This window comes from Ruegeria sp. BHSA123 (assembly GCF_059613425.1).
The window spans coordinates 79,802-92,661 of record NZ_JBXWSL010000002.1 but is presented as its reverse complement, the minus strand read 5'-3'; the positions used below and the strand labels follow the sequence as shown (position 1 = coordinate 92,661).

The following is a 12,860-nucleotide window of genomic DNA, read 5'->3' as shown; positions in this document are numbered from 1 at the left end:
TGCGGCTATTCCCTATATAATCACTCAGGCAACTGACCCGAGGCAAAGATGACCCACCCGAGCGAACAGTTTGAAGGCACACCGCTGATTGCGCCGTCAACCATTGAGCACCCCCTGTACGAGCCCGTGGTCGAGGCGTGCCGCACGGTCTATGACCCGGAAATCCCCGTGAATATCTATGACCTCGGCCTGATCTACACGATCGACATTTCCACGGACAACGCGGTGAAGGTGATCATGACGCTGACAGCCCCCGGATGCCCGGTTGCCGGCGACATGCCCGGATGGATCATGGAAGCGATCGAGCCTGTTGCAGGCGTCAAAGAGGTCGACGTGGAACTGACCTGGGAGCCACCCTGGGGTATGGAGATGATGTCAGACGAAGCACGTCTGGAACTGGGATTTATGTAGGCACCGGCCACAGTTTCCCAGCTATTTGTCACAAAACATTGGTGTTTTTGTTACCTGTTCGTCCTGTCCCTGTCACAATGATACGGGAAAAGACCTGCGGACGGCACCAATCGGTATCGTACCTCGGGCCAGACATGATTTGACCGCCCCCCGAGTTCCGGCCCAGAAACACGGACCGTTCTTGCCCGAGAACGGTCCTTTTCATATCCAGATCACCTAACGACGGGTGATCAGTTCAAATTGCAGGTCTTTTTGATTTCCGCAGATCTGGCATCCAGTTGAATGATGTAGTCCCCCGATAGCATTTGCAGCCTTTTGTGTTCCGTTCCTGTGACCAGCCCCAAAAGTGCCCCGGCAGGAGTAATGGCGGCAACACTTTCCAACTGTTGGTCCTGCGCGTGCTTTTTCTCAGTCGCGATGGCGCGCAGATCGCCCTCGGCGGTCGCGCAGTTTACCGGATGCCTCTCTCCATCATTGGCGGCCACCGCATCATCCGGAACAAACAAAAGAACTGCAATGGTAAGTATCGCTCCCAACAAGACTGGATTAAAAATTGCCTTTAATCTCTTCACAATATTATCCTTTCCGATGTTTCCATAATGCGAACCGTTTTGGAGATTGACCAGCTTAAACCTATTCAGCTCCACGGTTTAACGGTCGGGTGTTTTCAGCGAACCCTTACTGTATGCCGGGTTGTTTCATCCTGATAAAACTCTTTATAACACACCGTCTTGAGCCTTGGCCCCCTGAGCCCTAGATTAAATGCAACGCGCGACAACGGAGACTTACATGTTCGGCATTCCCGGCAAACAGGCTGTGACCATGACGCCCAAAGCCGCAGAGCAAATTACCCGCCTGATGAACTCGGGTGGCCACGTCGGCTTGCGCATTGGCGTAAAGAAAGGCGGCTGTGCGGGCATGGAATATACCATGGAATATGTCGATCAGGCCGATCCACACGACGAAGTCGTTGAACAGGATGGTGCACGCGTCATGATCGCACCAATGGCGCAGATGTTTCTGTTCGGGACTGAAATCGATTACGAGGTGTCGTTGCTGGAATCAGGTTTCAAGTTCAGGAACCCGAATGTCGTCGACGCTTGCGGTTGCGGTGAATCCATCAAATTCGATGAGAGCATCGTGCAGAAATCCTAGTTTGCGCCGGGTAATCCTGTGACACGGTCCCGACCGAACGCCGTGTGTCGATCAAAGCGCACGAACCCATCCAATCCGTGGAATTGTAAGATCGTGCCGACAATGCTATCCGCATCCTAAATCATCGAATAATCTGGGAGATACGGGTATGCGGCGCAAGCTTGCGGCAGGAAACTGGAAAATGAACGGAACTGGTGCTGCGCTGAGCGAGCTTGAAGCACTGTGCAAGTCCCACCCAGATGCTTCTGTCGATATCCTGATCTGCCCTCCGGCAACATTGCTCAGCCGCGCGGCAGCCACCGTACGCGGGTCAGCAGTCACAGTTGGCGGGCAGGATTGCCACGCGGCAACCGCAGGCGCGTATACAGGCGACATCAGCGCTGAGATGCTGCTGGACGCGGGCGCGACAACAGTCATCCTGGGTCATTCCGAACGGCGCGTGGACCATGAAGAACATGACGAGGATATACGCGCCAAGGCCCGTGCTGCGATGGATGCGGGGTTAAAAGCGATCATTTGCGTTGGCGAAAGCCTGGAACAGCGCGAGGCGGCCAATACGCTCGACATAATCGGCGGTCAGATGTCGGGGTCGATCCCGGATCAGGCAACCGGCGAGAACCTGATTATTGCCTATGAACCGATCTGGGCCATAGGCACTGGCAAGGTTCCAACACTTGATGAGATCGGAGAGGTTCACGACTTCATCCGCGCCCGGCTAGAGCGTCGCTTTGGCGAAGGAGTGGGTCGCTCTGTCCGTTTGCTTTATGGCGGGTCGGTCAAACCCTCCAACGCGGCGGAGATCTTTGCGGTTTCAAATGTCGATGGTGCGCTTGTGGGCGGCGCCAGCCTGAAGGCCGGGGATTTCACGGGCATTATTCAGGCGCTGGAGAGCGTCTAGGTTTCGCCTTTACTCGGCAATATCTTCCGCCCAAAGCTCTGGCTTTTCTTCGATGAACCGCTGCATCAGTGCGATGCAGTCGGGATCGTTGGCTATCACCACCTCGACGCCGCGGTCGCGCAGGAAGTCTTCGTTGCCACCAAAGTTCTGGGTATCGCCGATCACCACTCGCGGGATACCAAACTGAACGATAGTGCCGGAACACATCATGCAAGGTGACAAAGACGTGTAAAGAACCGTGTCGCGATAGGTTTTCTGACGCCCGGCTTTGCGCAAAGCATCCATTTCCCCATGTGCGATCGGATCCCCGCCCTGTACACGTTGATTGCGCCCTTGTGAAACAATTTCGCCACCCCGCGCCAGAACTGATCCGATAGGGCATCCACCTTCATCAAACCCGGCTTTTGCCTCGTCATAAGCCACGCGCAGCAGGCGCTTGTCGGTCTCGGTCAGCATTCCAGTCTCCAATTCCCGTGTTTTCCGAACCCTGCCCAAGCAAAATGGCTTGGTCAATAAAACGCTCACGCCAGCTTCATCAGGATGAGACCTGACACGATCAGAAGAGCCGCCAGAATCCGCGCAGGGCTAAGGGCTTCGCCCAGAAACAGGATACCTACACAGAACGCCCCCACAGCCCCGATACCGGTCCAGATGGTATAAGCCGTGCCCAACGGCAGGTCGCGCATCGCCAGCGCCAGAAGACCGAAAGACCCGATCATCGAAAGCCCCATCAAGGCCGTAGGCAACAATCGGGTGAAACCAGCCGATTGCTTCATCGCTACGGCCCAGACGATTTCCAACAGGCCAGCAAATAGAAGGAATACCCAGGGCATAAGACAACCTCGTATCCGTTCGGGTCGTCCCGAATAATGTCCCGATATGGGGAGGTCGTCCTCTGGACCCGAGATATGAACCCGGTGCGCGGTTTCAAGATACGAAAAAGCCGGGCGGTCGAAACCGCCCGGCTACGTACATCGTCAAACAACCTAATTGGTTATGATTTCCGGCCCCATGAAGGTGTTGGGCAGGAAGGTCGAGATCCACGGAATATACGTCACCATAATCAGGAAGACGAACAGGACAGCAAGGAACGGCAGCGCCGCCCTCACAACGCTCATCATCGGCATACCCGCAACACCCGAGGTTACGAACAGGTTCAAACCGACCGGGGGCGTGATCATCCCGATCTCCATGTTCACCACCATGATGATGCCCAGATGGATCGGATCGATACCCAACTCGATGGCAATCGGGAACACCAGCGGTGCAACGATCACCAGCAGGCCCGACGGCTCCATAAACTGACCACCGATCAGCAGGATTACGTTGACCACGATCAGGAAGGTTACCGGTCCAAGACCCGCTGAAAGCATGGCGCTAGCAATGTGCTGCGGCACCTGTTCGTCCGTTAGAACATGTTTGAGGATCAGCGCGTTGGCGATCACGAACAACAGCGTCACCGTCAGCTTTCCTGCCTCGAACAGAGTATGCTTGGTGTCGGGGTGAAAGAACGCCGTGACCAAAGCGTAGGGCTTTTTCAGCAGTGGCAGGTTCTGTGCGTCCCCTTCCGTACTCAGCGGACCCATGTCCTTGTAGACGAAACTGGCGATGAAGAAGGCATAGACGGCAGCAACCGCGGCAGCCTCGGTCGGGGTAAAGATACCCCCATAAATGCCACCCAGAATGATAACGATCAGGAACAGGCCCCAACCGGCCTCGCGGGCCGAGGTAAAGACCTCACCCCACCCCTTCCATTCACCCTTGGGCAGGTTCTTGACCTTTGCCATGACATAGATGGTGATCATCAGCATGAAGCCAGCCATCAGACCGGGAATAACGCCAGCCAGGAACATGCGCCCAACTGAAACTTCGACGGCGGCGGCATACACAACCATCACGATGGACGGTGGGATCAGGATGCCCAGCGTACCCGCGTTACAGATCACACCGGCGGCAAACTCTTTGGAATACCCAACCTGGCGCATACCTGCGATGACGATCGAACCGATAGCTACAACCGTGGCCGGGGACGATCCTGAAAGCGCGGCAAACAGCATACAAGCAAACACACCCGCAATCGCCAGACCGCCGGGCAGATGCCCCACGCAAGCAATCGAGAATCGGATGATCCGACGCGCTACGCCGCCTGTCGTCATGAAGGACGAGGCGAGAATAAAGAACGGGATCGCCAAAAGGGTGAAATGCCCCTCGAACGCCTCGAACAGCGTGCCTGCGACAGAAGCCAGCGAACTGTCGGAATAGATCAGCAGGAACAGGGTCGAGCTGAGGCCAAGTGCAACCGCAATCGGAACCCCGATCAGCAGCAGGCCGATGACCATCGAGAAAAGAAGGATAACGTCCATCAGTCATGCACCCCTTGTTGTGCGCGGACTTCCTCAATCTCGTCCTCGACTTCGTGGCTGGCGACAAGGCGATCGGTCTCACCACGCCAGATTTGAACGGCGACCTGCGTAAACCGGATCACCAGCAGCAGCATGGATACAGGCAGAACCAGGTAAGGTACGACCTTGGGCAGTTTTTCATACCCCTCGCCATAGTTGATCAGGTCTTCCAGAAAGCGCAGCGGCGCAACCATGGGGATGTCGTCCACCTCGTAGAAACTCTGGCTGCGTGCGCCGAAATCAAACCCGGTCGGGAACCAGCGGCCCGATGTTGGCGGCAGATCTGCAAAGACGGCCCAATAATCATATGCCCCCTTGAGCATCAGCAGCGAAAACACCAGACAGCATCCGACCGAGACTAACGCCATTAGACGCCTCGGTGCTGGCGCTAGCATGTTTAGGATTGCATCCACGCCCAGATGAGCATGTTTCTTGACCGCGTAAGACGCGCCCAGCAGCACCAGCCAGCCAAACGTGAACACTGTCAACTCAAGCGCCCATAGGATATTGGAATTAAAGACAAACCGCGCGATCACGTTGGCAAATGTAACGACCGTCATAAGGCCCAAAAGCAACGCGATCAGGGTTTCTTCGATATGGTCGATCAGCCCGCCCTGGCCGGAGTTCGCACCAGACATCTTTCAGTCCCCGCATTTTATTGAAGAGAGAGTTGAGAATGGGGCGGGCCATTTCAGCCCGCCCGGCCTGCGCGTCGAATACTCCCCAGTCCCCGGACGCGCGGTCTTTGACCGGATCAGAAGCCGGCGTTGATGGCCTGTGCCGCGTCGATCTTGTCCTGACCCACGTCACCGGCGAATTTGTCCCAAACCGGTTTCATCGCGTCGACCCAGGCCTGACGCTGTTCAGGGGTCAGTTCACGGATGACGCCGCCCGCATCGATGATCGACGCTTTGGCCGCTTCGTTCACAGCAAAGGCTTCTTTGTTCCGGGTCTCGGTAACTTCGGCCAGAATGGTCAGGAACTGATCCCGCACCGCCGGATCAAGACTGTCCAGCCAATCCACCGATGTCACGACCAGATAGTCGATGATGCCGTGGTTGGTTTCGGTGATACCGTCCTGCACCTCAAAGAACTTCTTGCCGTAGATGTTCGACCAGGTGTTCTCCTGCCCGTCCACCACGCCCTGTTGCAGCGCGCCATACACTTCCGAGAACGCCATTTTTTGCGGGCTGCCACCAATGGCCTCCATCTGAGCCACCAGCACATCTGACGACTGCACGCGGAATTTCAAACCGTTTGCATCCGACGGATCAACCAAAGCCTTGTTGGCCGACATCTGCTTCATGCCGTTGTGCCAGAACGCCAGCCCTTGCAGGCCGCGGCGCTGCATGCTGTCTTTCATCGCCTGCCCCTCGGCCGAGGCCTGGAACGCGTCTACAGCGTCGACGTTCTTGAACATGAACGGCAGGTCAAACAGGCGGAACTGTTTGGTGAACTTCTCGAACTTCGACAGCGAGGGCGCTGCCAGTTGCACGTCGCCCTGCAACATCGCTTCGAGAACTTTGTCGTCGTTGTAGAGCGTCGAGTTCGGGTAGACCTCGACACACATCGTGCCGTTCATTTCGTCGTTGACCCGCTGCTCCAGCAGCGATGCCGCGATGCCCTTGGGGTGTTTGTCGGTGTTCGTCACATGCGCGAACTTAACGACGATTTCACCTTCGTCGCATGCAGCCATACCAGCCGTTGCGGTTACAGTCAGAGCAAGCGCAGTTGCTGCCGTTGTCAGAAGCTTCATCTGATATCCTCCCAGAGTTCCTTGAAACTTGCAGTCGACGCCGGGTAAGCGCCGTATGGCGTGCAGTGAAGCGACTCAGGGTAAAGCACACAACTTTTGACTGCGATTGCGGAAAGTGTCTGATTACATGTTTAATACCAAAGTGTTACAGCTTTGTTGGTTCGGGTTCTGCGCTTCACAGTCCCGAGCCGTGCGAAAACTCGCACATCCTCAGTGCGGCTTGTGCGGAATTCCGCACATATTCCGAATCACTTCATTCGAATCAGAAGTGCCAATCCAGTTCCCGCTCATCTGCGGTAATCCTCGGGACGAATCTGATAGCGCGCCAGCTTGTCGTAAAAGGTCTTGCGCGGCAGCTTCAGCGCCTTGGCCGCATCTGACGCTTTTCCATTGTGGCGGCCCAAAGCTGCAATCAACAAAGATCGTTCCACACGCGCCATCTGTTCGCTCAACCCCAGATCCGTTGCTTGTGTAACCTCCTCGGGCATTCCAAGAACAAACCGCATTGCTGCCGACATCAGCGAACGGGCGTTGCCCGGCCAGTCGCTGGCCATCAAGGCGGCCAGATGTTCGGACGAAATCTCGGGAATTGCGATGCCTGCCTGTTCGGCCGCTTGCGCCACATAGTGGCGAAAAATCACCGGAATGTCGTCGGGGCGTTCCGCCAATGATGGAACACGCACCCGCATCACATCCAAACGATAGAACAGATCTGCGTTAAACCGCCCTTCCGAACATAAAGCGGACAGATCAGCGGTTGTCCCTGCAATAATACGCCCCCCCGGACCGCGCTCGATGATCTCCAACGCCGCAAACTGCGTGGCTTGGGGCATGGCGGACACTTCGTCCAGAAACAGGGATCCACCCACTGCATCGCCGCAGCTTTGGGCAAGATCATCGGGGCTTAGGCTTGAAGCCGGACGTTTGACAAAAGGCCCCTGACCAGCGGGCGACATCAGGTGAACCACTTCGGCAACTTTGGATATGCCGCTGCCCGGCGGGCCGGTAACAAGAACTTCGGCCCCAGTCGGTGCAACAGTTCGCACACGATCCCGCAGTGCCTCGGCTTGCGGCGACAGACCAAACAGCAAACGTGCGGCCGGATCCCCCCTTTCAAGTTCAGATTTCAGGGCGCGCTGTTCCAAAACCTGAGTGCGGGCCGCGAATGCGCGTTCAAGAACGTCCATCAGGTCAGACGCAGCGCATGGTTTCTCCAGAAAATCGAACGCGCCTTTTCCCATGGCTTCCACGGCCATTGGGATATCGCCTTCTCCGGTCAAAAGGATCACCGGAAGCTCGGGGTCGATATCCCGAGCATAGGTCAGCAGATGGAAACCATCCCGCCCGGGCATTCGGATGTCCGAAATAATCACACCGGGGAAATCCCGCCGAATATGATCCTTGGCCGCCACAAAAGATCCGGCTGTTGTCGGTGCATAGTCCGCCAGTTCAATGGTTTGCGCCAGTGCCTCGCGAACAGCTGCGTCATCATCGACCAACAGAACCCTGCGCATCATGCTGCCTCTTCTTTTCCATAGGGTTCCAGTTCGACGGTAAACACTGCGCCATCAGTCGTGTTTGCCCCACGGATTTCACCCCCAAAGCTTTGAACCAGACCATATGATATTGAAAGGCCGAGCCCCAGACCTTCAGAGGATCCTACGCTTTTTGTCGAATAAAACGGCTCGAACACACGGTCGGGGTCTTCAATCCCCGGGCCGGTATCCCGCACAGAAACGCGCAACCGGTCTTCTTCGTGCATCACAATCGAAATGTGCCGTTTGGGTCGCCCCAGCATCGCATCCGCCGCGTTATTGATCAGATTAACAAAGACCTGCACCAATCGGACTTCACCCCCCCAAACATAAACCGCAGACTGTCCCGGCTCCCATTCCAGCGTCACATCATCGTCACGCAAACGGGTTTCGGTCAACTCGACGGCGGTTTTCAGAACCTGCACCAGATCGACCCGGCCCATTGGTTCGCTTTCGTTGCGGGCAAACGCGCGCAGATTCTTGATGATCCGGGCCATGCGGGCGGCCATTTCCGAAATACGCCCAAGGTTTTCGCTGGCCCTGTCGCCTTTGCCGCGTTCAAGAAAGGCCGTGCCATTGTCGGCGAATTGCTGGATTGCCATCAAGGGTTGGTTGAGTTCGTGGCTGATCCCCGCCGACATTTGCCCCAATGCGCTGAGTTTACCTGCCTGCACCAGTTCGGCCTGCGCTTTTTTCAGGGCTGCTTCGGCCTCCTGACGTTCTGCAACTTCGCGGCGTAACGCAGTGTTCGCTTGGGTCAATGCACGGGTACGCTGCGCCACCCGGCTTTCCAGAACCATGTTGGCATTAGCCAGCGTCCGTCGCCGCTCCATGGCAAGATACAGCATGGCACCAAACGCCAGACAGATCGCTGCGACCGCCGCCGCCTGCAACCCCGCAAGTCGCCGGGCCGGAGCCACGTCCACCAAAACCTCGGCGGTCATATCGATCACAGGCAGTTCAAGCGTTAGGTGCAACGCGTCGCGTGGCAAATACCGCCCCCAGTTCAGCCGCCACAATTCATGCTGGCCGACCCGCGTCGCTGCAAAATCCACCGACGCACCTTCTGGCGGTGTCAGCCCGGACTGGCCAGCCTCGCGGCTCCAGAACAGCAAGTCTGATCGGTTCGAGATGAAGACGACACCGTCAGAATCAACAAAGAACACGGCTTCGGTACTGCCCCGCCAGGTTTGTTCAATGTCCTGGACGTCGGCAACCACCATCACGGCACCTTCGACTTGCCCAGACGGAGCAAAAGTCGGAGCGGCATAGGAATATATCCGGTCGCCACTCTCTGGAACCACCTCATGCGCGGTACCCACCGCACCCTGCATGGCGCGCCTGAACGCTGGATGTGCGGACATGTCTCGCTGTGCCACTGGCTGTGCGGTGACCAGAACCCGACCGCTGCGATCCAGATACATCATGTTGACGGCCGCTGTCTTGTCGGCGACGTCCAGCAACATCGCTTGCGCGTCATGTACGTGTGTTGGTGTATCCAACGCGTGCAAAGCGGGATGTGTCGCCATCAGAACCGCCAGTTCCTGATAGACCTGCATCTGGGTGCTGAGCCGATCCGCCGCCAGTTCAAGGTCTGCTTCGGCCTTGTCGCTTAGCTGAGACAGCGCCTGACGATAACCATAAGACCAAACAAAACCTGACAGCAGCCCGACAGCGGACAAAAAACCGACAATGATCCAAACTCTCTGCATAGACAGGGTCTTGCATTCAACGCGGCTCGTGGCAAGTGTGCGTCGCATGAAGTCATTCTCGCAATCCCCGACAGACCCGTGTTTCGTTCAGAACCCCTACCCTTTCTATGATCATGCCCGCACTGCTGGAGATCTATTCTATTGGCGCGACTACAATATGGTTGCTGCAACGTCTTGTCAGGCGGTGCGGACACTTCTTCGCGACCGCCGGTTTGGGCGGGAAGTTCCGCCTGAATGCGCGACACAGGGCCCTGCCCATCTGGCCCCCTGGCTGGCTATCGAAGCCCACTCGCTGCTTGAAGCTGAACCCCCTCGACATACCCGCCTGAGAGCGCTTGTCATGCGCGCTTTCACGTCGCGGGAAATTTCTGCATTGCAGCCTTCCATTGAATCGCTATGCCACAGTCTTATCGAGACGTTTCCGAATACACCTTTCGACCTGTTGAGTGCCTATTGCACGCAGGTCCCGGTGATAACCATCTGCCGACTGCTGGGCGTTCCCGAAGACATGGCACCCAACCTGTTGCAGTGGTCGCATGACATGGTCGCCATGTATCAGGCCAACCGGACGCAGGCGACCGAGGATAAGGCGGCCAAGTCGTCTCAGGAGTTCACGGATTTCCTGTTGGGATACATTAACCAGCGACGCAATGATCCCCGTGACGATTTGATCACCCGGCTTATCAGCGCCGAGGAAGAAGGTGAAAAGCTGACCATCGACGAGTTGGTCGCAACATGCATCTTGCTGCTGAATGCAGGTCACGAAGCAACTGTGCATTCGCTGGCGAACGGTGTGAAAACTCTGTTGCAAACTTATACCAGCCCCGGCGTTCTGGCACCGGACCAGATCGACGCAACGATTGAAGAAATTCTGCGCTATGACCCGCCTTTGCACATGTTCACACGTTATGCATATGAAGACGTTGACATATTTGGGCATTCGTTCAGGCGCGGTGATCAGGTCGCACTATTGCTTGGCGCTGCAAACCGCGACCCTGCTGTCTGGGATGAACCCGAAAGGTTTGTTCCGACGCGCTCGATTGAGGTCAACACAAGTTTTGGCGGAGGCATCCACTTCTGCGTCGGCGCCCCTTTGGCAAGGTTGGAAATGCGCATAGCCCTGCCCATTCTGTTCAATAGCTGCCCGAACCTGCGGCTCGCTACAGAGCCAACCTATTCAGACAGCTATCACTTCCATGGTTTGGAACGGTTAATGGTTCAGGTCTGACCTGTATAAGGCGCGGCTCGATCCGGCGTTGGAAGCACCTGCCTTTTACGCCCCTTCAACCAATGCGTTGAGGGGAAGCATCGTTGTGGACTTGATTTCTTCCATCGACAAAAGCGCGGTTACGTTGTGCACCCGCACCTCCGATATCAGCGACTGGTAGAATTGGTCATAGGCGCGCGCGTTCTTGACCCGAACCTTGAGGATATAATCAATGTCTCCGGCCAGCCGGTGCGCCTCTTGCACTTCGGGATGATCGCGCAATGCTTTAAGGAACTTTCGCTGCCACTCGGCCTCGTGCTCCGATGTGCGGATCAAAACAAAGAAAGTCGCTTCAAACCCGAGCGCTTCGGCATCCAGCAAAACCGTTTGCTGACCTATTATTCCTGCACTCTTGAGCTTGCGTATACGATTCCAGACAGGCGTCTTTGAACTGCCGACCCGAGCCGCTATTTCATCCAGTGACTGCCCTGCATCGCGTTGCAGCTCGGCCAGAATTTTCCGATCCGTATCATCTATCCGCACCGACATTCCAATTTCCCTTCCACATCGAAGCTTTCGTTCCATATTTTCGCATAGATGGAACGTTTATCCTTATTTTAGCGCCCATATGGCGCTTTGGTGGGAATATTTCCTATATTGAGGGTCAAGTCAAACCACACCCGAGATGATCCGATGCAGGACGTTCGCACAACAGGCCCCAAAGGACATGTCGACTTTGTCGGCGCAGGTCCGGGCGACCCCGAGTTGCTGACGCTCAAGGCGCTGACCGCGTTTGAGCGGGCTGATGTTGTGCTGCATGACCGCCTTATCAGTGAACCCGTTCTGGACATAGCCGGTCAAAGCGCCGCCTTGGTTGATGTCGGCAAAGCCGGGTTCGGCCCATCCTGGAAGCAAAGTGATATTGACGCGCTTTTGGTCGAATATGCCCTGAATGGTAACCGCGTGGTCCGCCTGAAGTCCGGTGATCCCACTGTCTTTGGCCGTCTGGGTGAAGAGATCGAGGCCGTCGAGGCGGCTGGCATTTCGTGGCAGATCGTTCCTGGTATCACAGCGGCCTCTGCCGCAGTGGCTGGCATCGGCCAAAGCCTGACTCAACGCGGTCGAAATTCCTCGGTGCGGTTCCTGACCGGGCACGACATGAAAGGTTTTGCCGATCATGACTGGAATGCCCTGGCACGGGCTGGTTCGGTTGCTGCGATCTATATGGGCAAGAAATCTGCCCGCTTTATCCAGGGTCGCCTGATCATGCATGGCGCCGATCGCGCCACCCCTGTCACGCTGGTCGAAAACGCTTCGCGCCCGAACCAACGGATACTGTCCACCACACTGGATCAACTGCCCGCCGACCTGGCCGCCGCCGAATTGGACGGACCGGCCCTGACATTCTATGGCCTTGCCCCGCGCGAAGCGGCGCAGGCCGTAACCGAATTCAATAAGGAGCTTGCCTGATGGCCCGCGCTTTTACCCCCAAAGTCGTCACCGCAAATGATTTGCTGGTAGGTGACGTCATTTACCAGACCGAAGATGACAGTTGGACGCGTGATCTGTCCCAAGCGGAACTGATCACTGACGAAGCACATGCACAGGTGCGTCTGCTGGATGCGGCGCGTCAGGCAAATAAAGTCGTTGGCGCCTATCTGGCCGATGCCGTTGCTGGCAAGAACGGCCCCGAGCCCACCCATTTTCGGGAAGATTTCCGCCGGACTGGTCCGTCCAACTATGCCCACGGCAAACAGGAAACTTCCCCGCAGCCCCGGGCCTGA

The 12,860-nt window shown here is 56.6% G+C and carries 14 protein-coding genes and 1 pseudogene; 6 read left to right on the top strand and 9 right to left on the bottom strand.

The genetic code is table 11. The features are described 5' to 3' along the window. The first annotated feature begins 48 nt into the window (after window positions 1-48). Complete coding sequence (locus AC2FNC_RS01520) at window positions 49-411, top strand: SUF system Fe-S cluster assembly protein (RefSeq protein WP_209504059.1); 363 nt, start codon at window positions 49-51, stop codon at window positions 409-411. Between the two features lie 230 nt (window positions 412-641). Here AC2FNC_RS01520 and AC2FNC_RS01515 read toward each other — a convergent pair whose 3' ends face one another. Further along, on the bottom strand, window positions 642-1,058 hold the full coding sequence (locus AC2FNC_RS01515; RefSeq protein WP_480624963.1) for a hypothetical protein: 417 nt from the start codon (window positions 1,056-1,058) through the stop codon (window positions 642-644). Window positions 1,059-1,200: 142 nt separating this feature from the next. On the opposite strand from AC2FNC_RS01515, the gene AC2FNC_RS01510 reads away from it, so the two are divergent. Both AC2FNC_RS01510 and tpiA read left to right on the top strand, forming a co-directional pair. Further along, the gene (locus tag AC2FNC_RS01510) at window positions 1,201-1,566 is read left to right on the top strand and encodes a HesB/IscA family protein (RefSeq protein WP_480476725.1); all 366 of its coding nucleotides are present in this window, start codon (window positions 1,201-1,203) and stop codon (window positions 1,564-1,566) included. A gap of 148 nt (window positions 1,567-1,714) precedes the next feature. Next, entirely contained in the window at window positions 1,715-2,464 is a 750-nt protein-coding gene (gene tpiA / locus AC2FNC_RS01505; RefSeq protein WP_480624964.1) for a triose-phosphate isomerase, read from the top strand. A gap of 9 nt (window positions 2,465-2,473) precedes the next feature. Here the strand turns inward: tpiA and AC2FNC_RS01500 are convergent, their stop codons facing one another. The 7 genes from AC2FNC_RS01500 to AC2FNC_RS01470 all read right to left on the bottom strand — a co-directional run bounded on the left by AC2FNC_RS01500 (window position 2,474) and on the right by AC2FNC_RS01470 (window position 9,869). Continuing rightward, window positions 2,474-2,920, bottom strand: coding sequence for a nucleoside deaminase (locus AC2FNC_RS01500; protein WP_480623095.1), 447 nt, complete (start codon window positions 2,918-2,920; stop codon window positions 2,474-2,476). A gap of 65 nt (window positions 2,921-2,985) precedes the next feature. After that, window positions 2,986-3,297, bottom strand: coding sequence for a DMT family transporter (locus AC2FNC_RS01495; RefSeq protein WP_480516870.1), 312 nt, complete (start codon window positions 3,295-3,297; stop codon window positions 2,986-2,988). Window positions 3,298-3,450: 153 nt separating this feature from the next. Then, window positions 3,451-4,827 (bottom strand): TRAP transporter large permease, encoded by a 1,377-nt coding sequence (locus AC2FNC_RS01490; RefSeq protein WP_480516868.1) that lies wholly within the window; start codon window positions 4,825-4,827, stop codon window positions 3,451-3,453. Further along, window positions 4,827-5,504, bottom strand: a complete 678-nt coding sequence (locus AC2FNC_RS01485; protein ID WP_209504065.1) for a TRAP transporter small permease — start codon at window positions 5,502-5,504, stop codon at window positions 4,827-4,829. The genes AC2FNC_RS01490 and AC2FNC_RS01485 overlap by 1 nt, the downstream gene beginning before the upstream one ends. 116 nt (window positions 5,505-5,620) lie before the next feature. Further along, complete coding sequence (locus AC2FNC_RS01480) at window positions 5,621-6,622, bottom strand: DctP family TRAP transporter solute-binding subunit (protein WP_209504066.1); 1,002 nt, start codon at window positions 6,620-6,622, stop codon at window positions 5,621-5,623. A 287-nt stretch (window positions 6,623-6,909) separates the two neighbouring features. Further along, window positions 6,910-8,139, bottom strand: a complete 1,230-nt coding sequence (locus AC2FNC_RS01475) for a sigma-54-dependent transcriptional regulator (protein ID WP_480553379.1) — start codon at window positions 8,137-8,139, stop codon at window positions 6,910-6,912. Continuing rightward, complete coding sequence (locus AC2FNC_RS01470) at window positions 8,136-9,869, bottom strand: sensor histidine kinase (RefSeq protein ID WP_496714451.1); 1,734 nt, start codon at window positions 9,867-9,869, stop codon at window positions 8,136-8,138. Before AC2FNC_RS01470 ends, AC2FNC_RS01475 begins: the two co-directional genes overlap by 4 nt. Window positions 9,870-9,915: 46 nt before the next feature. On the opposite strand from AC2FNC_RS01470, the gene AC2FNC_RS01465 reads away from it, so the two are divergent. Further along, a complete protein-coding gene (locus AC2FNC_RS01465) occupies window positions 9,916-11,097 on the top strand; it encodes a cytochrome P450 (RefSeq protein ID WP_496714449.1) in 1,182 nt (393 codons plus the stop codon). Between the two features lie 45 nt (window positions 11,098-11,142). On the opposite strand, the gene AC2FNC_RS01460 is transcribed toward AC2FNC_RS01465, so the two are convergent. Next, on the bottom strand, window positions 11,143-11,625 hold the full coding sequence (locus tag AC2FNC_RS01460; protein WP_480472511.1) for an Lrp/AsnC family transcriptional regulator: 483 nt from the start codon (window positions 11,623-11,625) through the stop codon (window positions 11,143-11,145). A 174-nt stretch (window positions 11,626-11,799) separates the two neighbouring features. Between AC2FNC_RS01460 and cobA the strand changes: the two are divergent. Next, a pseudogene (cobA, locus tag AC2FNC_RS01455) lies at window positions 11,800-12,546 on the top strand (uroporphyrinogen-III C-methyltransferase); the annotation flags it as partial. After that, the gene (locus tag AC2FNC_RS01450; RefSeq protein ID WP_480472509.1) at window positions 12,546-12,860 is read left to right on the top strand and encodes a DUF2849 domain-containing protein; all 315 of its coding nucleotides are present in this window, start codon (window positions 12,546-12,548) and stop codon (window positions 12,858-12,860) included. The pseudogene cobA and the gene AC2FNC_RS01450, both read left to right, overlap by 1 nt.